20 protein-coding genes and 1 riboswitch are annotated in these 22,324 nt (G+C 36.8%); of the genes, 7 read left to right on the forward strand and 13 right to left on the reverse strand.

Going from position 1 to position 22,324, the window contains the following annotated elements:
• The first annotated feature begins 201 nt into the window (after positions 1 to 201).
• Together mazG and BZG01_RS04345 are read left to right on the forward strand one after the other, a co-directional pair.
• Positions 202 to 978, forward strand: a complete 777-nt coding sequence (gene mazG / locus BZG01_RS04335) for a nucleoside triphosphate pyrophosphohydrolase (protein ID WP_101308604.1) — start codon at positions 202 to 204, stop codon at positions 976 to 978.
• Between the two features lie 482 nt (positions 979 to 1,460).
• Positions 1,461 to 2,756 carry a glycosyltransferase family 4 protein gene (locus tag BZG01_RS04345; RefSeq protein ID WP_180327203.1) on the forward strand — a complete coding sequence of 432 codons (1,296 nt, stop codon included), beginning with the start codon at positions 1,461 to 1,463 and terminating at the stop codon, positions 2,754 to 2,756.
• 6 nt (positions 2,757 to 2,762) lie between these two features.
• Here BZG01_RS04345 and cbiD read toward each other — a convergent pair whose 3' ends face one another.
• From cbiD to BZG01_RS04395, 10 genes are all read right to left on the reverse strand, one after another.
• A complete protein-coding gene (gene cbiD, locus BZG01_RS04350) occupies positions 2,763 to 4,583 on the reverse strand; it encodes a cobalt-precorrin-5B (C(1))-methyltransferase CbiD (protein WP_101308607.1) in 1,821 nt (606 codons plus the stop codon).
• A 19-nt stretch (positions 4,584 to 4,602) separates the two neighbouring features.
• A complete protein-coding gene (gene cobM / locus BZG01_RS04355; RefSeq protein WP_101308608.1) occupies positions 4,603 to 6,432 on the reverse strand; it encodes a precorrin-4 C(11)-methyltransferase in 1,830 nt (609 codons plus the stop codon).
• Between the two features lie 86 nt (positions 6,433 to 6,518).
• Positions 6,519 to 7,709 carry a precorrin-6y C5,15-methyltransferase (decarboxylating) subunit CbiE gene (gene cbiE, locus BZG01_RS04360; RefSeq protein ID WP_101308609.1) on the reverse strand — a complete coding sequence of 397 codons (1,191 nt, stop codon included), beginning with the start codon at positions 7,707 to 7,709 and terminating at the stop codon, positions 6,519 to 6,521.
• The gene (cobJ, locus tag BZG01_RS04365; protein WP_101308610.1) at positions 7,702 to 9,105 is read right to left on the reverse strand and encodes a precorrin-3B C(17)-methyltransferase; all 1,404 of its coding nucleotides are present in this window, start codon (positions 9,103 to 9,105) and stop codon (positions 7,702 to 7,704) included. The genes cbiE and cobJ overlap by 8 nt, the downstream gene beginning before the upstream one ends.
• Positions 9,106 to 9,111: 6 nt before the next feature.
• On the reverse strand, positions 9,112 to 9,825 hold the full coding sequence (cobI, locus tag BZG01_RS04370; protein WP_101308611.1) for a precorrin-2 C(20)-methyltransferase: 714 nt from the start codon (positions 9,823 to 9,825) through the stop codon (positions 9,112 to 9,114).
• Positions 9,826 to 9,915: 90 nt separating this feature from the next.
• The gene (locus BZG01_RS04375) at positions 9,916 to 10,146 is read right to left on the reverse strand and encodes a hypothetical protein (RefSeq protein WP_101308612.1); all 231 of its coding nucleotides are present in this window, start codon (positions 10,144 to 10,146) and stop codon (positions 9,916 to 9,918) included.
• Positions 10,147 to 10,177: 31 nt separating this feature from the next.
• A riboswitch (cobalamin riboswitch) is annotated at positions 10,178 to 10,378 on the reverse strand.
• Positions 10,379 to 10,602: 224 nt separating this feature from the next.
• Positions 10,603 to 12,246: an AMP-binding protein gene (locus BZG01_RS04380; protein WP_180327205.1), complete on the reverse strand. Its 1,644-nt coding sequence runs from the start codon at positions 12,244 to 12,246 to the stop codon at positions 10,603 to 10,605.
• 400 nt (positions 12,247 to 12,646) lie between these two features.
• Positions 12,647 to 14,605: a tetratricopeptide repeat-containing sensor histidine kinase gene (locus tag BZG01_RS04385; protein ID WP_180327206.1), complete on the reverse strand. Its 1,959-nt coding sequence runs from the start codon at positions 14,603 to 14,605 to the stop codon at positions 12,647 to 12,649.
• A 112-nt stretch (positions 14,606 to 14,717) separates the two neighbouring features.
• Positions 14,718 to 14,930 carry a DUF5808 domain-containing protein gene (locus BZG01_RS04390; protein ID WP_101308615.1) on the reverse strand — a complete coding sequence of 71 codons (213 nt, stop codon included), beginning with the start codon at positions 14,928 to 14,930 and terminating at the stop codon, positions 14,718 to 14,720.
• Between the two features lie 245 nt (positions 14,931 to 15,175).
• A complete protein-coding gene (locus BZG01_RS04395) occupies positions 15,176 to 15,652 on the reverse strand; it encodes a hypothetical protein (protein WP_143470830.1) in 477 nt (158 codons plus the stop codon).
• A 233-nt stretch (positions 15,653 to 15,885) separates the two neighbouring features.
• On the opposite strand from BZG01_RS04395, the gene BZG01_RS04405 reads away from it, so the two are divergent.
• Both BZG01_RS04405 and rarD read left to right on the forward strand, forming a co-directional pair.
• Positions 15,886 to 16,485 (forward strand): Crp/Fnr family transcriptional regulator, encoded by a 600-nt coding sequence (locus BZG01_RS04405; RefSeq protein ID WP_281256413.1) that lies wholly within the window; start codon positions 15,886 to 15,888, stop codon positions 16,483 to 16,485.
• Positions 16,486 to 16,668: 183 nt separating this feature from the next.
• Entirely contained in the window at positions 16,669 to 17,571 is a 903-nt protein-coding gene (rarD, locus tag BZG01_RS04410; RefSeq protein ID WP_101308619.1) for an EamA family transporter RarD, read from the forward strand.
• Between the two features lie 2 nt (positions 17,572 to 17,573).
• Here the strand turns inward: rarD and BZG01_RS04415 are convergent, their stop codons facing one another.
• The 3 genes from BZG01_RS04415 to BZG01_RS04425 all read right to left on the reverse strand — a co-directional run bounded on the left by BZG01_RS04415 (position 17,574) and on the right by BZG01_RS04425 (position 19,346).
• Positions 17,574 to 18,029, reverse strand: coding sequence for a YybH family protein (locus BZG01_RS04415; protein ID WP_101308620.1), 456 nt, complete (start codon positions 18,027 to 18,029; stop codon positions 17,574 to 17,576).
• A 182-nt stretch (positions 18,030 to 18,211) separates the two neighbouring features.
• Positions 18,212 to 19,111, reverse strand: a complete 900-nt coding sequence (locus BZG01_RS04420; protein WP_180327208.1) for a transporter — start codon at positions 19,109 to 19,111, stop codon at positions 18,212 to 18,214.
• A 7-nt stretch (positions 19,112 to 19,118) separates the two neighbouring features.
• Positions 19,119 to 19,346 (reverse strand): putative signal transducing protein, encoded by a 228-nt coding sequence (locus BZG01_RS04425; RefSeq protein ID WP_101308622.1) that lies wholly within the window; start codon positions 19,344 to 19,346, stop codon positions 19,119 to 19,121.
• A 757-nt stretch (positions 19,347 to 20,103) separates the two neighbouring features.
• On the opposite strand from BZG01_RS04425, the gene BZG01_RS04430 reads away from it, so the two are divergent.
• The 3 genes from BZG01_RS04430 to BZG01_RS04440 all read left to right on the forward strand — a co-directional run bounded on the left by BZG01_RS04430 (position 20,104) and on the right by BZG01_RS04440 (position 22,054).
• Positions 20,104 to 20,478, forward strand: a complete 375-nt coding sequence (locus tag BZG01_RS04430) for a response regulator (RefSeq protein WP_101308623.1) — start codon at positions 20,104 to 20,106, stop codon at positions 20,476 to 20,478.
• Between the two features lie 185 nt (positions 20,479 to 20,663).
• Complete coding sequence (locus BZG01_RS04435) at positions 20,664 to 21,545, forward strand: alpha/beta fold hydrolase (protein WP_101308624.1); 882 nt, start codon at positions 20,664 to 20,666, stop codon at positions 21,543 to 21,545.
• Positions 21,546 to 21,598: 53 nt separating this feature from the next.
• On the forward strand, positions 21,599 to 22,054 hold the full coding sequence (locus BZG01_RS04440) for a methionine-R-sulfoxide reductase (protein ID WP_101308625.1): 456 nt from the start codon (positions 21,599 to 21,601) through the stop codon (positions 22,052 to 22,054).
• The last annotated feature ends 270 nt before the right edge of the window (positions 22,055 to 22,324 follow it).

Here is a 22,324-nt window from a genome sequence, read left to right on the forward strand (position 1 = left end):
TCACAGAACCGTATCCCGAAAAAATCGGGACAGGCAGTGAATCTCTCAATTCATACGGCTCTTATTATGCCACGTATTTTAGGATGGAACACTACCTGAACCTGTTGCGCAGACCTTATTGATTTCTTTACAATCCAAATTAATCCCAAAACTCCCAAATACTTTTGTAAATTTGATCTTCGAATATAAAACGCAGAACAAATGGATAGAAAACTAAAAGCCTTTGAGCGCTTATTAAATATTATGGATCAGCTTCGCGAAGGCTGTCCGTGGGATAAAAAGCAGACCTTTGAGAGTCTGCGAACGTTGACCATCGAGGAAACCTATGAACTGGCCGATGCCATTTTAAAGGGTGAAAATCAGGAAATAAAGAAAGAATTGGGCGATATTCTGCTCCACATTGTGTTCTATGCCAAAATAGGTTCTGAAACCAACGATTTCGACATTGCTGATGTTTGCGATGGCATCAGCGAAAAGCTGATCTATCGTCATCCTCATATTTTTAGCGATACCAAAGTTGCCAATGCCAGGGAAGTGGAAGAAAACTGGGAACAACTGAAGCTAAAGGAAAAAGACGGTAACAAATCGGTTTTGGAAGGTGTTCCGCAAAGTCTGCCGGCTTTGGTAAAAGCCAACCGAATTCAGGATAAGGTACGGGGCGTAGGCTTCGACTGGGACGAAAAAGAGCAGGTTTGGGAGAAGGTGAAAGAAGAAATGATGGAATTGCAGGAAGAAATTATCAATGGCGATCAGAACAAAATGGAAGCCGAATTTGGCGACATGTTCTTTTCCTTGATTAACGCTGCACGTTTGTATGGCGTGAATCCTGAAAATGCACTGGAACGTACCAATCAAAAATTCACCAAACGATTCAATTATCTGGAAAGCAAAACCATAAAATTAGGACGAAACCTAAAAGACATGAATCTGGATGAAATGGATGAAATTTGGGAAGAGGCCAAGCAGTTTGACCAATAAGGATGAAGCTTCAAGGAGAAAGGAGAAAGGAACAAGGATTAAGGAACAAGGAGAAAGGAAAAAGGAACAAGTTTAAAGTAAAAAGGAACAAGTTTAAAGTAAAAAGGAGAAAGGAAAAAGGAGAAAGTAAAAATCTCAAGATCAGACGGCGTTCCGACGATTGTCATTCTGAGCGAAGCCGAAGAATCCTTTCATTAATAGGAGATGTTTTGACAGTTCCGCATAACGTATAGATATTGAATATTTCCTTTTTTGGACAGGCACTTTTTACTTTAATATTTTAACTTTAAGCTTTATACCAATTTAATTTCAAAACAGACTTTAGTTAAAATGAATTAATTTTTAGCTGTATCGAGGCAAAAAAGTAAAGCATAGCCATGTTACGATGCATCTTTTTTAACGAAGATATAGCTGAAAAGAAACATTTTATAAGGCATGTTTTGATGTTAATTTGGTATTACACACTTTCAACTTTCATTTCCATGAACATTCTTCAAATCATACCCGGTTCGGGAGGCAGTTTTTACTGCGGCAATTGTTTGCGCGACGATAAATTTCATCTTGCCATGAAAAAGCAGGGACATGAGGTAACCAAATTGCCTATGTATCTCCCCTTGTTTTCGGATGAGCATGACTTGAATGAGATTCCCGTTTTTTATGGAGCCATCAGCATTTATTTAAAACAGTTGTATCCTGTTTTCAGACATGCACCTGCCTGGATGGATCGTTTGCTGAACTCAGGCCCAATGTTAAAATTAGCCGCAGGCATGGCAGGATCAACCAATGCAAAAGGTCTGGAAGAAATGACCGTTTCGATGTTGATGGGAGAAGAAGGAAAACAGAAAGAGGAACTCAACCGCATGGTTAGCTGGATGGCAGAATATTTGAAACCCGATGTAATTCATTTGTCGAATGCGTTGCTTTTGGGGCTGGCTCCTAAATTAAAAAAGGAATTTCCGAATGCCATACTGGTTTGCTCTCTGCAAGATGAAGATGTTTGGGTTGATGCCATGAAAGACTCATTTAGAGATAAAATTTGGGCGCTGATGAGTACCAAAGCTGAATATTTGGATGCATTTATTGCTGTAAGTAATTTTTACGCGGAAGTTTCTCTGGAAAAAATGAACATTCCCAAAGAGAAAGTATTTATCAACCATTTGGGTGTTGATCCGAATGAATATACCTATGCAACTCCCCATACAAAAGACCGAAACATCGGTTACATTTCCCGAATGTGCGAAGGAAATGGTTTCGATATTATCGTTGATGCCTTTATCGAACTGAAAAAAGATACTGCCTGCCAAGATGTGAAATTGATCGTAACCGGTGGCTCAACCGGTGACGACAAACCTTTACTAAAACAAGTCCGGCAAAAATTAAAAGAAGAAAGACTTTTGGAGCAGGTTGAATTTCATGAAGATTTTAACGGGGAAGGAAGGCACGAGTTCTTCAAAAAAGTGAAACTGATTTCGGTTCCTGTGCGGAATGGTGAAGCCTTTGGCTTGTATTTATTGGAAAGTATGGCTTCGGGCGTACCGGTTGTGCAACCCAATCTGGGCGCATTTGCCGAGATTATTGAAAAATCGAAAGGTGGGATCATCTACGAAAACAATACTTCAGAAGAACTTGCCTTGACTTTAAAAGAGTTATTAAACAATGAAAACAAAATTCAGGAGCTTGCTGCTTCAGGTCGAAAGGCTGTTGAAAAGGAGTTCAATATCTACACAAAAACAGATTATCTGATCAATATTTACGAACAATTACTTGCGAAGAATTAATCAGTTCTAGAAAATGTCCCCTTTATTGCTAATCAAAAGAAGCTCAAAATCGTAGTCTTCAATTAACGACATACAAACATCAATGCATTTGCTTTTTAATGCCTTAAAAAAAGGCTCATCTTCCGAAAATGAAAACAGCTCTTCCAGTTCTCTTCCCATTTTTATCTCTCCTATTTTTTGGATCATATCATGAGAATATTCACAATCTTTGGCCAAATCCATCAAAAACTCATGGTCTAAAACAACCTTACCGCTGTGGGTATCTAAATTACCGGCAGCCAATTTCACCGCTTTGCCAGTCATAATTCCCATGCTTACTTTTTCGGCACCCGAAGCATTAATTGTTTGCAGCATTTCGCCAATAAAATTCCCGTATTGCAGAAAAGCCAAATCACCCAAATCAGGAAACTTCTCTTTCAGATACCGTTCGCTTCTTCCTCCGGAATTTACCACAATGTGTTTGTTCCCGTTCAGCACAGCCAAGTTCAACTGTTTTTGAATGGTTTGCACATAAGCTTCCAAAGAGTAAGGCTTAATTCTTCCGGTAGTTCCGATGATGGAAATGCCGTCAACAATTCCCAGCTTGGGATTAAAAGTCTTCGCTCCCAGTTTTTTACCTAGGGGCACAAATACCGAAACATCAATACCTCTATCAATATCATACTCTTCCAGAATTTGTTTCAATTCGAATGCAATCATCTTTCGGGGAACAGGATTTACTGCCGGTTCGCCCATGGGAATTCCCAAACCATTTAAAGTAACCGTTCCTACCCCTTCTCCTTTCACAAAACGAATGCAGTTTGCATCATTCCATTTCAAACGAACACCAATCTCCGTTCCGTCGGTAATATCAGGATCGTCACCCGAGTTTTTCACTACCGAGCACAAAGCAAAATCTTCCGCGAATCTGTTCTGATGCAATTGCATTTCACAAATTCCACCATCGGGCAAAGCAATGCGCTCTTTTTGTTGTAAATCTTCTCCAAGCAACAGATTTAAGGCTGCTTTCGCAGATATTGCAGCACAAGTACCCGAAGTGAAACCATGCGCCAATTCTTTTCGCTCCAGTCCAAACCGATTCTTCAAATATTTCTGCAGCGTTTCCCGATTACTAATCGTTTCATCGTAGTTGGGTAAGTTGGGTCGGGCAATCACGTACAATGGAATTTGATGTTTTACCGCCAAATCCATTTTCTGATCCAACAAACCCGAATAACCACTCTCCTTGGTAATCATGACTTCAATTCCCTCATCAACCAACAAATCTTCAATGGATTCCATGCCTTCAAATGCATCCGAAACAATCACCTTTTCCATATCAACACCTGCCTTTTGGGCAATTTCCAGTGAAGAAGGAAAATCAAGAATCCGATACCAAATATTAGAATTTGGCACGATTTTATGAATCACCGGTAAGGCTTTTACACCAACCATGGAAAGTATTTTTGCATACTTTTGTGACTGTAAATCCGTTAAGACGGATACCAAACTGTGGTGATACTGTATCCATTTGCTGTCAATTCGGGGTACTGCATCGCGCTCCATTCTAATTACCGGCAAATCCGCTTGATTTGCAGCATCTGCAATACTATGATGCAAAACTTCTGCAAAAGGATGTGCTGCATCTATCAGTAAATCAATTTCATTTTCCGCACAAAAGATGCAAACCTCTTCCACATTCATCGCGCCGCAAATTCGCTGTCCAAATCTGGATTCATAATTTCCCGAACTCGTTTTTGTTGAATAAAAATGCGAAATCTCCAAATCATCCAACCAGTTAGAAGTTGCTTTCCCCTCTGTTGTTCCCCCGAATAATAATACTTTCATCTCCCCCAATTATTTATTGCTAATTATCAATTCCCTTTCTGCAGCCGTGTGTAAATTTAGGATCATATAATAATGATCTGTTTTTACGGTTTCCAATGGCTTCACCAACCACAATCATCACCGTTAAGGACAATTTGTTTTCCTTCACAATTTTTGCCAGATCTTTCAACTCACCTCTCCAAATCTTCTCCTCTTTCCAGGTCAGTTTGTGACAAATGGCCACCGGTGTGTTTTCCGGATATCCTTCCAGTAAATCAGCCTGCAGTTTATCCACCAAAGTCACACTTAAAAACAAACAGATCGTGCTCTGGAATTTTGCAAACTCAGCCAATTGTTCTCTAGGTGGCATCGGTGTTCGGCCTTCTCCGCGGGTCAGGATAATTGATTGAACCTTTTCCGGAATTGTAAATTGAGATTTTAAACGTGCAGCCGCAGCCTGAAAGGACGAAATACCCGGAACAATTTCATAATCCATTTCGTGCTGATCAAAAAAGTTCATTTGCTCCTGAATGGCACCGTAAATACACGGATCACCTGTATGCAAACGTACAACCAAACCTCCTCTGTCGTAATGTTCCTTCATCACATCAAACTGCTCTTCGAGAGTTAAATCTGCGGAGTTCCGTATCACACAGGAAGCTTTTCCATAATCGGTTAATTCCCTTGGCACCAAACTTCCTGCATATAAAATCAAATCTGCTCTTTTTAAAAGGCTCTTGCCACGAACAGATATTAAATCGGGTGCCCCAGGCCCCGCGCCAACAATAAAAATCTCCCCTTTCCGCTCCTGTTTTACATCCATTGCCAGAGCCAAAGTAAAATGCTTTCCATTGGTATCAACATGCTTGCTTTTGGTTTGAATCAAGGCTTTCGCACCACTTGCAATTAGTGCCGATGCCTCGGATACATTTACAGCTCCTACCTCACGATGCGCTGCCTCTGAATAAGAAACCTCACCTTCTTTTTCATTTAATTCTTCGGAAGAGTAAGTAATAAAGGATAAATTAGTTGTCTCGCTGAATTGTTTATAAGCCTCTTCGTTGGCCTTTACTGTGATACTGTGAATGCTTTTTAAGGATGCAAAAGCCAAGTGGTTCGCCTCAAATCGGGCTCTTAATTCCTTTTCAAAAGCTTCCACTCCAATTCCTTTTTGTGCACCGGTACCAACCACAATGCATTTAGGGCGGAAAAACAAACTTGGAATATTTGTTTCGTACAAAGCGGGAGTCACAGCAATCAGCAGCTCAAAATCTTCCTGCTTAATCTGATCAAATTGATAGAAAACTTCCACAAAATCAGGACAGGAATCCTGCAGTATTTGCGTTCCTTCGTTTTTCACATCCAGAAGCAGTGCTGTTTTCTTTTGATTTACAAAGGCAGCAATCAAATCGTTCTCAGTGGCATTCTGATATTCATTCGCCCAGTCGTATTTTTTGCCGAAGATATCCAATGCCCAAAGTTCCAATGTATCACTTGCTGTTGTAATTATCGCTGTTCCCTTGGTGATTTCAGCAATTTGCTGAGCATACTCATTTGCACCGCCTTTGTGTCCCGACAAAACCGACTGCACATATTTTCCATGCAAATCCATATTGATTACTGCCGGATCTATCGCTTTATTCTGGATAAAAGGAGCAATACTTCTTATGCAAATGCCCATAGCTCCAATAAAAATCAGCAAATCGGCTACCTGAAAAGATTCTGAAAGAAAATCCGGTAAAGAAGAAATTTTATCGCTGCCCGGATATCCGGCAACGGAAACAATCGTACTTCCTTCCATTTTTGCAGCAATGCGTTCGGCTGCTGCCATAGCAAAACTGTTGTTGATAATGATGAATGTATTGCTCATGTATTTTTGCTTTTAGCTGTTAGCCTGTCGCCAATAGCTTTTTCTTAGTTATTTTACTTCGTGTTATCCTTCGTTTTCCTTTGTGGTTAATTTCTTTTTTTAGCCTGAAATATTACAATCGGGTTGTGATTATCCTGCTGTATAATCATCTGATCGGTAATCTTCATTTGAAGTTCTTTTGCTGCCTGCAGAAAATCCTGCTTGGTTGCTTCACTAACGGCATTAAAAACAAGAATTCCATCATCATGCAAAACAGCATGTAAACGATGCATCATTTCGTTCAACTTTCCTCCGTGCCCGCCAATAAAAATCCGATCCGGACTTTTAATTGCAGACAAATCGACATTGAAAAAATCACCGTGAATGCCTTCTATTCCCGGCACGCAAAATTTTCGTTGATTCAATTTCAATAGCTCCTTGGATTCTTCTCTGCGTTCAAAAGCAGTCACCTGCAAATGCGGAGCAAACTGCTTGGCTTCAATGGAAACTGAACCCGTGCAATATCCAACATCCCAAAGGTGTTTTGCATCATTCAATTCTAAAAATGAAATGGAATTCAATCGGATGCTTCGCTTGGTTATCATCTTTGGCCTGCCTTCCAGAATGTGAAAATCAGCCTCGTGAATGCCCAATGTCCGTTTGATCTCCCTCTCCTGAATCAGCACCAGACAATTTGGATGAGCAAAGTCCTTCTCAACAACATCCTGCAATGAAATTTCTGTACAATACTGCTCTTCTCCTCCCAGTTTTGAACCTACAATCATCTTGTAATTGCCGAAACCGGCATCCAGCATTCTTGCAGCAATTGTGGCCGGTGTTTTTCTCTTATCGGTAAGAACACCAATGCATTTTTTACCCCGAATCAATTCCTGATCCAAATTCACCCAATCTCTTCCGGTCAGGGTGCAAATTGTCATTTCGCCATAAGCCAATTGAAACTCATGTGCCAGCAACTGCAAACTGTTGAAATAAGGGTACACCTTTATTTTTGTATCCGGAAAACGGCACTTGATCGTGTTGCCGATACCAAAAAATAATGGATCTCCGGATGCAATCACCACAATGGGTTCATCAATCTGCTCGTAAACCAGAAAGGTTCCCTCCAATGGAATAACGACATCAATCCATTTGGCATTTTCAGGCAAATAAGAAGCAACCAAATTTCTGTGGCGCTTTCCTCCCGAGAAATAGTGATGATTTTGCAGCACCTGCTTCACCTCATCAGAGAGATTCACTTCCATTCGGTCGGGTATTCCAATGATGTAAAAATTAAACATCTCTCCCGGGTTTTAAATCGTAAGCGTCTTCCAAGCTTAAAATGGCATTCACAATGGTTGCAGCCAATGTTGAACCACCTTTTCGTCCTTCAATAATAACAGCAGGTAAATCTGTAAAACTCTTCACTCTGTGTTTTGATTCCTTCACATTCACAAATCCAACCGGAGCAGCTATGATCCCGGCTGGTTGAATGTTTTTACTTCTCATTAAGTCAGTTAATTCGATCAAGGCTGTTGGCGCATTTCCAAACACATACAATGCATCCGGATGCTCCTCTGCTGCCAAACGAATTCCCGCCTGAGTACGGGTGATGCCATGTTTTTCGGACAATTCCATGGTGCGGAGATCGTGCAAATAACATTTGATCTCAACGCCCATTCTCTCGCAGGCTCTCTTGCGAATTCCCGACTGAACCATGGTAACATCGGTAATAATTACACCTCCTTTTTGGAGGTATTCATTTAATTTTGGAGCTGCATTGTTCTGTACTTTCAAAATCTCAGCCAATTCAAAGTCTGCCGAAGTATGAATGCAATGCAAAAGAATCCATTTCGTTTCCAAGGGCAAATCCATTTCTTTCAATTCTGCAGCAATGGTTCGAAAGCTTTCCTGCATAATCAAAGGACCCGGTCTTCCCTCCTGCTCCTCTTTATTGTAGTATCCTCGTGGTGTAATAAACCGATCACCTGAAATATAACTTTGTGAATTCCCAACAATCACCAGTGAAAACATGTCTGCCATTTCAGGATCAAAATCGCGTAGGTTTGTCAAGGTAATTTGTTCCTCGGCGCGAGCCACCTGGCGTACAACAGCAACTGGTGTAGTATCTTCTCTCTCCTCTAAAAACAGTTCGCGTAAGCGATACAGTTGCCAATATCTTTTATTGCTTTTGGGATTGTAAATTGCAGTTACGAAATCGCCCATAGCAGCTGCCTTTATTCTCTTCTCGATCAAAGCATAACTGGTGAGTAAATCCGACAAGGAAAGAATCACCAAATCGTGACTTAACGGTGCGCCCAATTTTGCAGCCGCAGCCTGAAAAGCAGAAATCCCAGGTATAACTTTTAGCTCTACTTTCGATTGTGTTTTCTCAGCCATCTCGAAAACAAGCGATGCCATTCCGTAAATGCCGGCATCGCCAGAGCTGATCACAACAACATCTTTCCCTGTTTCAGCCAATTCAAATGCCTTTTCGGCGCGCTGCACTTCCTGACGCATTCCCGTATCCATGCATTCTGTTCCTTCTTTCAGAAATGATTCTATGAACTGAAAATAATATTTGTATCCGATCACCACATCGGCTTCTCTTATTGCATCTATTGCCGGATTTAAAAACAGATCCGGACTTCCTGGTCCAAGGCCTGCAACGGTTATTTTTCCTAATCTATTTGGCATGATATATTATTTATTTCCGTAAAAAATTAAAATGGCGAAGTATGGAATCTTCCTGTCCTTCAAACTTTCCATATCGGTGCAGGTAAACTGCTTTTGAGTTCCTAAATATTCGCCGTAAAAGAACTTCAGATCACTATTTTGAATGAACACTTTAATCCAGTCACGAACCATTGATAACTTCATCAAAACGACAGTTTGGTTCTGCTCCAGCAAAGATTTCAGTTCCTCTTCATTCTCTATGTCCGGAGCTATTAATAATTTATCGTTCTGAGTTGCCAATGCCAGTTTTCCTGCTGATCCTCCCAAAATAAAAGCCGGAACTCCCGGAATCATCTCAAAATCGACACTATTCTTCCTGAAATCTTCAAGTAAATAGGAAAATGTGCTGAAAAATGAAATATCTCCTTCGCTCACCACTGCTACCTGTTTGCCTTCCTTAACATCCTTCTGCACTTTCAGAAACAAATCTGCATATGCTTTTTCGGCCGCCGATCGATCCTTGCTCATCGGCACTGTAATGGGCACAAACTTGTTCTCTTCTACATCCAGTTGTTTCAAAATCACCAATGAAAAACTATCCTGATTTCCTTTTGATGATTGCGTTGCCGGAAAGTAAATCTTCTCTGATTTCTTCAAACAGTTCAAAGCTTTCACCGTAATTAACTCAGGGTCTCCCGGACCTAAGGCCACTCCAAACACTTTACCTCTTTCACTTATCATGTTATCTTATTTTTAAAGCATTCAAACGGATGTTTGCCTTTAATTTATAGTACATCAATTCTAACCTGTTGCGAACAACAAGCTGAATTATTAAATTGTATTAATTGGGAATAGAAACTGACTCCAAAAATTATTTTTTTGCAAATGGCATTTTTCAACCATCACTTCTTTAATTGATTGGGAATTCAACCAGTTCGTTTTATCAAAAAACGAGATGAACAGAGAGCCATCTTGCACTGATTTAAAATTGGAAAATTGGTTCCGCAATAACGAACCACGCATAATATGCCATGTAGGCACACATTTAGTAATTTTCTTCATAATCTTACTTTTAGTCCCGAAAGTGTCGATTAAACAAAATTGCTTTTAGGCAGGTTTTCTGACTTTCTCCCTCTTGTTGCGCCTTCCCATATCTTCCATAAGATACAGTGGCATCATGCAACCGAGTTTGGTATAGAGATTACAGCTGCGGGTACAGTTCCGGACTCAAACCGGATTCCCTCTTTAATATTACATCAAGTGATATGATATTGCCAAATCGCGAAACAAATGTATCAATATTAATTCAAGATACTAACAATCTATTTTATGAATGTAAAAAACCAAAGCAAATCATCCACCATTAAACACTGATTATCATCTAAATAACAATTACAGTAAGATCTTATTTCTGTCTAAAAACATAAAGAACAAGAAATTTTCAGATCATAAAAAAACACCCCAAATGTTAGGTGTAACATTTGGGGTGAAATTTATTCTTAATAGTCTTTTTTGTTTCTAATGATATAAAAACCGCTTTATTTTATGCGTTGCCGTTTTTTGAAATGGGTCAATTTGGGCGATCACTAACTGAACCTGCGAAAATTTATTTACACGTGAATTCACATAAACCTGTAATTCCTGCATTAACTCATCAACAGTGTCGTCGACATAATTCCCCACCTCTTTTTTAAGATGTTGATATTGCTGTTCCAATTCCTCATAATTAAAATGAACCATTGCAACCAATTTTCCTTTCTGTTCAATAACTACAGACTCTATTACATGTTTAAAGTTATTGATTACCGATTCTATTTCTTCCGGATAAATGTTTTCTCCGCTTGATCCAACAATCATATTTTTCAATCGACCTTCGATATATAAATAATTGTCTTTGTCCATTTTTGCCAAGTCGCCGGTTTTAAACCAACCATCTTCTGTTAAAACCTCCTTGGTTTTTTCCGGCTCTTTATAGTAACCCATCATCACATTATCACCCTTTGCCCATACTTCTCCAATTTGAGTAACAGGATCAGGATTATTGATTTTCAGCTCAACTCCGACTAAAGCAGGCCCTGTAGATTGAAATTTAGTAATTGCGGGACCACATCCTGCAATTAATGGTGCCGTTTCAGTTAATCCATAACCAATAGCATAGGGAAACTTTGCTTCACGCAAAAACAGTTCAACCTTAGAGTTCAACTTAGCTCCGCCGATACCAAAAAAAGTTAATTTACCACCAAAGGTTTCCATTAATTTTTTTCCGGCAATTGCGTTCAGCTTCTTGCGGAAAAACGGAATTTTATATAAATATTTGGTAACGGCTTTCCCATTAATCGACGGTAAAATTTTACTCCTGTAAATCTTCTCGATAATCAATGGAACCGAAAACATGATGGTTGGCCGCACTTCTTTAAATGCTGACAATAACAATGAAGGCACGGGAGCTTTTCCTAAATAATAGATACAGGAACCGGCAATCATAGGAATCACATATCCCAAAGTATTTTCATAGGTGTGCGACAAAGGTAAAATTGAAAGAAAACGATCCGTTTCATCTATAGGATGGATTGTTTTTGACAGAATAGCATTGGAGCAGATATTTTTATGAGACAACATAACCCCCTTAGAGTTGCCTGTTGTTCCAGACGTATAAATAATTGCAGCCATATCATTCTCACAAACCTGATAATCCTGCTTTGGTTTTTCAGAAAGATCAAATTTCGGTGAAGATTCATTTGTATGAATTAAATTGAAATCTTCAATCGCAATAATCGATTGTAAGGTTTCAATTTTAAGGTTTTCAATTTTAGAGCGCAAACCTGTCGAAACAAAAACAGCTTTTGCTTCAGAATGGCTTAAAATATTTTCAATCTCAAACTGACTAAAATCAGGTAACATTGGAACAACAACTGCACCCATAAAAGTTGTTGCATAGTAGGCCATGCCCCAATTAGGCATGTTCGTACTCAACAGAGCAATTTTATCACCTGGTTTAATTCCCAACTTCTCAAAAAAAGCAAGCAGGGCTTGAATATTTGCATAAACCTCGTTATAAGTAAAGGGAGTTTGCCCAACAAGGGCCATTGCATTACAGTTGCCGAATTTCGCTGCCGTTTCCGAAAAAAGTGCAGGAAAAGTTAAACTTTTATACTGTTTCATCATGGTTTTATTTGTCCGTTGCAGCTCAATATTAAGGTTGAATTAACACAAACTACATACGCAAGTTATAAAAAAAACAACATTGGTATTCAATTTTCACCAAATAGCTTAATCGATTGTATTTTCATCAAATAAATAACACCCCACCCAAACATCTACAAATAAGCTTATTGACCTATTTTATACTTCACTGCAACACTAAAAATAATTCCACTTCATAAATCCTGAAATAATTCTTTTTTTAATACATTAAAGCCCCCAAACCTTAACCTGTATCAATGAAGCGCCGTCAGTTTCTCTCTTTATCTGCTCTTGGCGCAATTGGCTTACGAGTCTGCCGCAAAACATAGAAAATCTCCTGAATTTTATTCTAATATCATGTTAAAATGATTCTTTCTGTTTAACCAGGAAACTCAATTTCGAAAGTACTTCCCTTTCCCAATTCGCTTTTCACTTTAATTGTTCCCTTGTGAATTCGAATTAATTCGGAACAAATACTTAATCCCAAACCTGTACCCTGTTCTTTGTGCAGACCTTGAGTACTATTTGTTGTTTTTGAATTATCAAACAATCCATCCATAATTTCCTGCGACATCCCGGTACCATTGTCTTTTATTTTAATATTAACATGAGATTTTGTTCTGGCCGCATCCAATCTAATCAAACCTCCTTCATTTGTGTATTTAATGGCGTTTGAAATTAAATTATTTAAAATTGCTCGGAGAATATCTGGATCGGCCATAACCTCTTCTTCAATTAAATTGTGGAATTCAATCTTTATTTTATACTGTTGCAGCTCTGATTCAAAAAAACTGTTTAACTCTTCAAACAGCCGATCAAATGATATTGGTGTTGGGTAATACGAAATAGCCCCTGTTTGTGATCTCGACCAATCCAATAGATTGGTTAACAACTTCATTCCTTCCACTGATGACTGATGAATATAACCGGCAAACTTCTCCGTATTTTGATAGTCACCTTCTCTACTATCTTCCAATAATAATTCACTAAATCCGATTAACGAATTAAAAGGATTTTTCAAGTCATGAGAAATTACTGAGAATAATTTATCCTTTGTCTGATTAATTTCGGCTAACTGAAGATTTAATTTCCGCTGTGACTGATAGCGCCAATAAAGAACAACAGCAATTATCAGCATCAGAATGATAATGATCACTAAATATGATTCTTGAAATTTTCGGGATTCCAATTCCTGCTCTGTTTCGGATAAAGCTTGCCGAATCGTAAATCTATTTTGCATCTCTTCAATAATCTCAAACTGCTGAATAGAAAGAATGGAATCATACGTTAATGAAAAATGATTATAACTTTCAATCGCTTTGGACTGATCATCAATAATTTGATAGAGCTCAGCAAATGCTTTATGTGTTTTTAAGATTTTGGCATTTAATCCTAATTTATTGGCTATATTCAATGCCTTATGAAGAGCAGTTTCTGCTTTAGTCCGCTCCTTTTTATGAGCATAAATGAGAGCCAAACCAATATAATCATCAACCAAACCAAAATTATGCCTGCGCTCCTGATTTAATTTCAATGCTTTCTGATAATATTCAAATGCTTTATCGTACTCCTTTTTCAGATACAATATATTAGCCATTCCAGACAGACAAAACGCAGCATATCTTACATTACTTGAACCCAGACTTTTTTGATAAGACTGCTGATAATATTTCATTGCAACATCAAGATCTCCTTTTGCCTCGTAAGTCCGTGCAATTTCCAAGGTAACCGACCCCATCCCCAATTCATTTCCTAACTCCTTCCACAATAATTTTGCCTTTTCAAAATATTCCAATGCCAAATCAAAATCTTTCTTCTCACGATGTACCAGACCCATATTCACGTAGGCATATGATTTTCCCGCAGAATGATTAAGAATATTGAATATCTGCAATGAATATTCGGAAAATTTTAAGGCCAACGGTATATTTCCAGTTAATAAATATAAATCCCCTAAATTGTTATACGAATAAGCCAGCTGCACTGAGTCTTTTTGCTGCAGACTATACTCCAAAGCCCGGTGTAAGTATGGAATTGATTCTTTCGTTTTGTATAAGTAGTGCAATTGAACAACTCCAATAAACCCGTAGAGTCTTGGCAATTCTTTTTTTATATCATATTGAATAGCTAATTGCAAAGCCTGCTGCCCAAGAATAATTGCAGAATCAGAATTAATTTCCCGCAAACTCCAGCATCTATCTCCCAGCAATCTTACCTTTTTCGAAATTTCTACCTCCGAGAAAAGTTCAGAAACCGTTTTACCTCCCGACTGGGCAAACATGACTGTGGTAGTAAATACAAATATGATAAAAATAAGAAAGCGCCGGAATCGTATCATCAAGTGTCCAATTAAGAAAACTAAATATAAAACAAATTCCATGGAGAAAATTGATTTACCAAAATTATGAATAACCTTTTTGAGTAAGGATATTTATATGAATGTAGAACAACTAAAATAGTTGAGAACCTACAATAATTAACACAATTGCAATCACAATCAGATACGTATATGGATTTGCAAAATTAAAAGTCCACCCCAACATCGGATTGTATTTTGGAACAATTAATCGTGGATCTTTTCGGTTGCAATAAAATGGTCCATGCCAATTTCCCAGATTCTTACTCATTGAATCTAGTAAATGTTGATCAAGTTTTCTTCGCATGATTAAATATTTTTATTTCATGATTTAACCTTTCGTAAAGATAAATAAAACAAATACCAACAAAAAAATGGCCTCAAATCAGAAAACTAATTTGAGGCCGCAATATTCTTTCGATCTTGAAATTCTTTAGCAAGACTTTTAAATTAATTCCCGTCATTAAAAGTACAGTGAATGAAAAGCAGATCCAAGGACACTTTACTTAAACAACAGCCATTAACAATATTACCTTGCTAAAACAATTTTAATTAAGATACCGAAAGACTTTTTAATTTCTCAAAATACATAGCAAACGAACGATATAAAAAATGTGTCCACTTCCCAAAAGGCACTATAATTACAGCCCACTGCACAAGAACCGTTAAATGAATTAAATACATCCACATATTAGTTTCCAAAATATCTAAATCGATAAATAAACGGACAACAAAAGCACTCAATCCCATTAGAAATAGCCAGATTACAAAAAACCAATCGCTTGGATGTGAATTTTTACTCACCTGTGTTTTTTTGTTAAGGCGTCCAATCATGAAAATAAATGTTACTGAAAAAATAACTGCACTTTCAAGATAACCCAAAACCAGAATAAAACTGCTGTCAGTTGCAAACCAATCCAAAAACACCGTTGTAAAAAGCAATGATAAATAACCAATTACAAGAATTAAGTGCTGAAACCAGCGCGTCTGGCTATCGTCACAACCCAATGTTCTCTTTTGGGTGAACATGTGTACAAATTAGTTCGCTAAATGATTTTAAATAAGCAGAAAATGACACATTCACCTTTGGTTTTCGGATTACCATATTCCACATACGAATAAGATTCGGAAGTAAAATCAGTAGAAAAACACTACCAATTGCCGACATCTCAAAATAATGACCGTAATGCAACAATAATTCAGGTTCGAAATTAAGACTTGATGCAAACCAAATTACTCCCACTACCAACAAAACAAATGCAATAACAGACTGCGTAGATGTACAATTCCAAAAGGGTGACGTAATTTTCAGACAAAATGCTCTTTCTTCAAATATTATCTTTGTAAAAAGTGGATTGGTGAAAATACATATTACCGGTCCTGAGAGAGAACAAATTTTAAAGATTATTAAAGGCCCTATTTACCTTGGAATCCCTACTACCCTTGGTGATAAGGTGAATCATTATTCTGCCACAGCATTAATGGAAACAAGAGTTTGCTTTATTGGTTTAGACTCTTTTAAAGATTTTATTGCATCAAACAGCGATTTTGCCTACGAAATAATCACCGAATTATGCAAGAATGAATTAGGGCATTTTGATCATTGTGTAAATCAAGTGCAAAAGCAAAGCCAGGGAAGAATTGCCGAAGCTCTTTGCTTTTTTGCTGAAGATATTTTTGACGAGCCAAATTTTTCACTACCTCTCTCCCGACAGGAATTTGGTGACTTAACCGGCAATTCAAGAGAAAGTGTTTCCCGGATACTTGCCAATTTAAATAGCGATGGTGTAATATCATTAAATGGGAAAAACATACATATTTTGGATATGGAACGCCTGAAAAACATCAGGAAAAATGGTTGAATCTCTATAAAATACCATTCTTAAATATTCATCTACCTGCTCATACAATTCATTCAGATTATTTATTATAAAAGATAAATTCTCCTTACATCATTCTTTACGTCATTTAAATTCGATATCTGGCGAGCAAACAATTTTGATTTTAATTACATTTGCCCAACCAAAGCCACCACACACATATCTATGGAAGATACAAAGAATGCCACAATGGGATATGTATATGCCCTTCAAGCCTTTTTAACCTGGGGAATACTGCCCATATTCTGGAAATTGCTTTCCAATGTTTCTGCCATAGAAATTTTAGCACATCGAATTTTTTGGTCGTTTGTATTTCTAATAGTTCTGTTACTGCTGACCCGGAAAAAAAATGTATGGAATTTATTACGGCAAAAGAAAACGCGCAAGAGTTTAATCATATCATCTCTGCTTATCGGTTTAAATTGGGGATTATTCATTTATGCCGTAAATGCAAAACAAATTGTTGAAGCTAGTCTGGGCTATTATATCAATCCTATTGTAAACGTAATACTTGGAATGATTGTTCTTAACGAAAAATTGGATAAGCTGAAATACATTGCGGTATTAATAGCATCGACTGCAGTTATTTACCTAACAATTGATTACGGAAAATTCCCTTGGATCTCTATTGTTTTAGCCTGTTCTTTTGGTTTATATGGTCTTACAAAAAAGACTGCTGGAATTGAAGCAATATCTGCTCTGGCTGTTGAAACGCTAATTCTGGCACCATTTGCACTGGGATATATCCTATATAAAATGTGGATTGGAAACGGGGCTTTATTTACCGGCAGTATTTCAACCTCAGGCTATTTAATGCTAACGGGAATTGTTACCACTCTGCCATTATATTGGTTTGCAAAAGGAGCACAACGAATTCCACTATCTGCTTTAGGATTTATGCAATACATCGCGCCTACCCTAATGTTATTAATTGGCGTATTAATCTACAACGAACCATTTAAACACGAACAACTTATTGCCTTTGGTTTAATCTGGATTGCATTAGCTCTTTACACAACATCTATAATCAGAAATACAAGAAATAAAATTAAATCGGCAAAACCCTGATCCTATTTTCCCAAGCCCTGATTTCCAGAATCAAGTACGTATTTCCAATCACCATTTTCATCTTTTTTCCAAACTGAGACATAGGTTCCCTGATACAGGGAATCAACAGTCTGATAAGAATAAGTTCCGTAGGTGTAACCCAATTCTCCCGATTTTGAAACATCAGCATCCAATGGGCTCCATGTAAATGTAATTTGAGTATCATCTCCTGAAAATTGTTTCTTAATATTTTCTTTTCCTACAAGCGGATAATTATTATCCTGAAGCATAACCGCCTCCTCCGACGCATATTTAAAAAAGGCTTTGTTCATTCCATTCTCCAAACAATAATCAGAAAAAGCCATATCGGTTTCAATTAGTAATTTTTGGTTTTCTTCGTATTCTTCAGATAAATGACAAGAGCTAAAAGTAAAAAGTAAAGCAATCACAATGAGCATACTATTGTTGTAATTTTTCATATTTTCCTTTTATTAAATACGTTCTAAAAATAAAAGATATCACAAAAAATTACCATTTCTAAAATTCAAAAGGACCAAATTTATTCAAACGATAAATTTCAAGCCCTCTTGAATAGAGTAAAAAAGCTTGCTCAGAGATTCTGAACAAGCTTTTTTCTGAATTGATGTATGCAATACCTTTGTTAAGGCATTCTAATTGATAATCCTAAACTAATAAAAAAATCCGGAGAAACCTTACTTAATCCAATCCCAGTTGCAAAATCGAGTTGTAAATCATCATTTACAGAGTAAGTCATTCCGGCATCCCAACGATGGTCATTTTTTCCTTCTTTAGGAAGAAAACCATATAATTCTGCGAAAGCTCCTAATTTTTCCGATAAACTCATCCCTATTACAGCGGTATAAATTCCTACAGCAGTATTGCTTCCCTCAGCACCACTCCAAGCTACCCCTAAGTTACAACCCAACGACATTGCTTCATTCAGTGAATATTCTCCGTTAACACGAAAATCAGCACCTAAGTATTTATTTTCATAAACGCTTGCTCCGGTTTTTGGAAGCGTAAAAGTGGTCATAATGGCTAATTTTGGCAACCTTTCGCTTTCCTCCTGTAATTGAAATTTTGCACCAACAACTATTGGAGCAAAACCACTTTCATCAAAACTACCACCATCTAACGAAACATTGGTTCCCAAATAAGCAAGTCCTAAACGAAGCTCTATTTTCTCTAAAAGACCATATCGAACCAATGTTGAATTGTACGTTGTGTTGTTGATTTCTGAATTGTATTTTTCAAACGAAAAACCGGATTCTATTTGAAATCCTTTCAATGATACAATAGTCGCGGATTCAGTCTGGTCGGGACGATCTGTTACCATATCTGCCTTCTCCTGAGCAGTTAACCACCCAGAGAACAACACAGCAACAGCTAATAATGATATTTTTTTCATCATGTTTTTCATATGATTATAATTTGTTTTCATTTGCCATATAGCCTGTCCCGAACTTGTTTCGGGAGAACTTACCATGCTGAAATAATCATCTCCCTGTGTGTCAAAATCGATTTGGCATGGACGTTTCATATAATTACTATTCTTTTTGCAATTCTTCAATACACATTCTTGCCTTTTCAGCATCCTCATCTGCAACCAATAATTCCACAGAATCGGGCACACCGCCTATTCCAACAATGGTACCTGAACTAAAATCATCTTTCAATAAAGAAGCAATTCCAGCCTCCTCCAATCTTTCCTTATAATACTGCACGTCAATAATCGATCCTATAAATACGCAGGTTAGTTCGCTTCCGTCTGTCATGATAAGTAATGTTTTAAAGATTTATGTTTCCTAAACCGAAGATATAGAAAACTTTCCATATTTCTAATTTCTATTTATTAGAAATATGCGACGCATCCATTCTCCATCATCCAGAATATTGATTTTATGAATCTTACAAAAGCAGCCTATTGCAGTGTACTTTTACAATCGGGCTAAATAAAATTCATTCTTTGTAACAATTGGCCTGCTTTTCTATGGACATCCTACAATATTTTGTCTCAATTCATCCTAAATGATTGTAACCGCAGAAGGATAGAAATTAAAAGAAACAAAAAAACATTTAATTTTTGCTATTTTAATCATTTTGACGATTTCCATATTCAGACAAAAAATTCCATCGAATTGGTAAAAAAGAAGGAAGCACTAGTTCCTGAACCTATGATGGATTTAATCTGCTTCAGGAGTTCTCCGGCGTAATTTTACATGTATAAAGCATGCTCGGGTATTTAATGGTTCCGACTCCACCTCTAAAACCGTATTTGGAGAAATAATTCATAATTGGGTTTTAATTAGGTAAATTGATGCTATTCAATTTTTGGTGACAAAAAGAAACTACTAAAAGAATTTTAATTTAAAACCAATACTTATAAAGCACAACAGATTAATTATCAATAAATTTAGAAACAGAACTAAATTATTAACACAAAATTTATTCTTTTCTTTTTTCCTAAAATTAAAATTGATTTAGATAGTTCGAAAAGATACTTTACATTTGATATAATAAATAATTATCCATATGAATAAGGAACAAAATAAACTCATCCTGGTTGTTGAAGATGAAGAATTCAACAGAATATATTTTGAAGAATTACTAAATCAGATCAACTGTAACGTATTAGTTGCTAATAATGGCATTGAGGCTGTTGATATTTGCCAAAAAAACGATAAGATTGATTTAGTGCTTATGGATATTAAAATGCCATTAATGGATGGATATGAGGCGACTAAAAAGATTAAAAAAATCAGACCCAACCTTCCGATTATAGCGCAAACCGCATTCGCTCTGCTTGGCGATAAAAAAAAATCATTGGAAAATGGCTGTGACGATTACATTGCAAAGCCTGTAAAAAAGGATATTCTCATTCAATTAATAAGAAAGCACCTGACTTAAACGAACTAATTCTTATTTTCTGGTTCATGATATTTCATGAATTTAATATTGAATCCTTACTAAATTTCGCCCACCTCTCATTAAAATATCACCTTATAAATTAAGAATTTATAACATTTATACTCTTGCAATTCAGACTAAAAAGTATTTTATTACACCTCAATAGAATTTAAAGAATAAGGAAGATGAGGAGAAGGATTAAAAAGCTGTTGTATGTTTCCGGATTTGCAATTTTATTACTGGTTACTATCGGATTTGTAATCTTTCAAAAATTCAAAGCTGAATTTGATGATCAGAAAATAATAAATGAATTTCATACTCAAAATATTTTTCCTCATAGTGAAATGATTCCTTACAAAGGAAATGAAATTCATACCATCTATATTGGTGATTTATCAAAACCTAAAGTTTTATTAATTCACGGTTCTCCCGGATATTGGTTCGATTTCAAGTATATTTTTGCAGATAAAACACTTCAAAAAGAATATTGTATAATTTCCTATGATCGACCTGGTTATGGGAAAACCACTGTTCCTGCACAAAAACACCTTAGCGATCAGGCAAAAGTTGCTGCCGCTGTTCTTAACCATTATGGAAAATCAAATGAAAAATTTACAATAGTAGGACATTCTTATGGTGGAGCCGTATTGGAACAAACAATTCTTGATTTTCAAACCAAAATAAGTCACGCCATATACGTTGCACCATGTTTATCTCCTGAATTCCAGAAAGCGAAATGGTACAATCTTATGATATTAGGTGGCTTAACGAATAAAATATTACCTCTCGAATTGAAAAACAGCAATCTGGAAATGATGGCTTTGGAAAATGATTTATGCCTAAACGAAGGAAGATTACACGAAATTAATATCCCTACAAGCTATATACAAGGCAAAAAAGATATTTTAGTGCCTTACCAAACACAAGCCTACTACCTTAAATTTCATAAAAATGCAGATCATAAATTGCTCGAAGATTTGAATCATTTTATTCCATGGTCGAATCCGGAACTTATTGTTCAGGCAATAAAAGAAGCAAATTCGCTGAATAAGTACAGTAAATTTTGAACTGAATCGTTTTTCAATTAACTTTAGAATCATTAAAAATAAGGAGGCGAATTATGAAGAGATATATCATTTTACTTGGACTTATCCTTTTTGTTAGTAACAATCTATTAGCACAAAAAGCAATGACAAAAGATAAATACAACGCGCTTAGCGCAGATGAAAAAAGGGTAATTATTGATAAAGGAACCGAATATCCGGGAACCGGAAAGTATTTACACAATAAAGCAAAAGGTGTTTATACCTGCAAGCAATGCAATGCTGAACTTTATCGATCGGACAGTAAGTTCGAATCAAATTGTGGATGGCCCAGCTTCGATGATGAGATTGATGGTGCAGTGAAACACATTCCTGATGCAGATGGAAGACGTATAGAAATTGTTTGCGCTAATTGCAATGGACACCTGGGTCATGTATTCACTGGAGAGGGATTTACAAAAAAAAATACGCGGCATTGCGTCAACAGCATCTCCCTCAATTTCATACCATCGGAGGAGATTAAGAAGAAATAACAGAACATATAATTGTAAAAAAGACTTACCTGAGGTAAGTCTTTTTTTGCATAAACTACTAATACCTACTCTTCCTCCATAAAATATTTCAGCTAAGTTTAGAGGCAATTTCAAAAAAAGATATATCTTCGCGAAAGTTTAAAATTTTAACACGATTATTGTTTTTCTGTTTTATTTTAAACATACATATCAGTTTTACAGTTATTTTTCACAACAATAGCTTACTAAAATTAGAAGTTAGAAAGCCTGAACTTACTCATTCGATTAAAA

This window comes from Labilibaculum manganireducens (genome assembly GCF_002843385.1).
GTDB lineage: Bacteria > Bacteroidota > Bacteroidia > Bacteroidales > Marinifilaceae > Labilibaculum > Labilibaculum manganireducens.

Coding starts and splice junctions, on each gene's coding strand:
- mazG (WP_101308604.1), top strand. CDS start 202: ATGGATAGAAAACTAAAAGCCTTTGAGCGCTTATTAAATATTATGGAT.
- BZG01_RS04345 (WP_180327203.1), top strand. CDS start 1,461: ATGAACATTCTTCAAATCATACCCGGTTCGGGAGGCAGTTTTTACTGC.
- cbiD (WP_101308607.1), bottom strand. CDS start 4,583: ATGAAAGTATTATTATTCGGGGGAACAACAGAGGGGAAAGCAACTTCT.
- cobM (WP_101308608.1), bottom strand. CDS start 6,432: ATGAGCAATACATTCATCATTATCAACAACAGTTTTGCTATGGCAGCA.
- cbiE (WP_101308609.1), bottom strand. CDS start 7,709: ATGTTTAATTTTTACATCATTGGAATACCCGACCGAATGGAAGTGAAT.
- cobJ (WP_101308610.1), bottom strand. CDS start 9,105: ATGCCAAATAGATTAGGAAAAATAACCGTTGCAGGCCTTGGACCAGGA.
- cobI (WP_101308611.1), bottom strand. CDS start 9,825: ATGATAAGTGAAAGAGGTAAAGTGTTTGGAGTGGCCTTAGGTCCGGGA.
- BZG01_RS04375 (WP_101308612.1), bottom strand. CDS start 10,146: ATGAAGAAAATTACTAAATGTGTGCCTACATGGCATATTATGCGTGGT.
- BZG01_RS04380 (WP_180327205.1), bottom strand. CDS start 12,246: ATGAAACAGTATAAAAGTTTAACTTTTCCTGCACTTTTTTCGGAAACG.
- BZG01_RS04385 (WP_180327206.1), bottom strand. CDS start 14,605: ATGATACGATTCCGGCGCTTTCTTATTTTTATCATATTTGTATTTACT.
- BZG01_RS04390 (WP_101308615.1), bottom strand. CDS start 14,930: ATGCGAAGAAAACTTGATCAACATTTACTAGATTCAATGAGTAAGAAT.
- BZG01_RS04395 (WP_143470830.1), bottom strand. CDS start 15,652: ATGTTCACCCAAAAGAGAACATTGGGTTGTGACGATAGCCAGACGCGC.
- rarD (WP_101308619.1), top strand. CDS start 16,669: ATGGAAGATACAAAGAATGCCACAATGGGATATGTATATGCCCTTCAA.
- BZG01_RS04415 (WP_101308620.1), bottom strand. CDS start 18,029: ATGAAAAATTACAACAATAGTATGCTCATTGTGATTGCTTTACTTTTT.
- BZG01_RS04420 (WP_180327208.1), bottom strand. CDS start 19,111: ATGAAACGTCCATGCCAAATCGATTTTGACACACAGGGAGATGATTAT.
- BZG01_RS04425 (WP_101308622.1), bottom strand. CDS start 19,346: ATGACAGACGGAAGCGAACTAACCTGCGTATTTATAGGATCGATTATT.
- BZG01_RS04430 (WP_101308623.1), top strand. CDS start 20,104: ATGAATAAGGAACAAAATAAACTCATCCTGGTTGTTGAAGATGAAGAA.
- BZG01_RS04435 (WP_101308624.1), top strand. CDS start 20,664: ATGAGGAGAAGGATTAAAAAGCTGTTGTATGTTTCCGGATTTGCAATT.
- BZG01_RS04440 (WP_101308625.1), top strand. CDS start 21,599: ATGAAGAGATATATCATTTTACTTGGACTTATCCTTTTTGTTAGTAAC.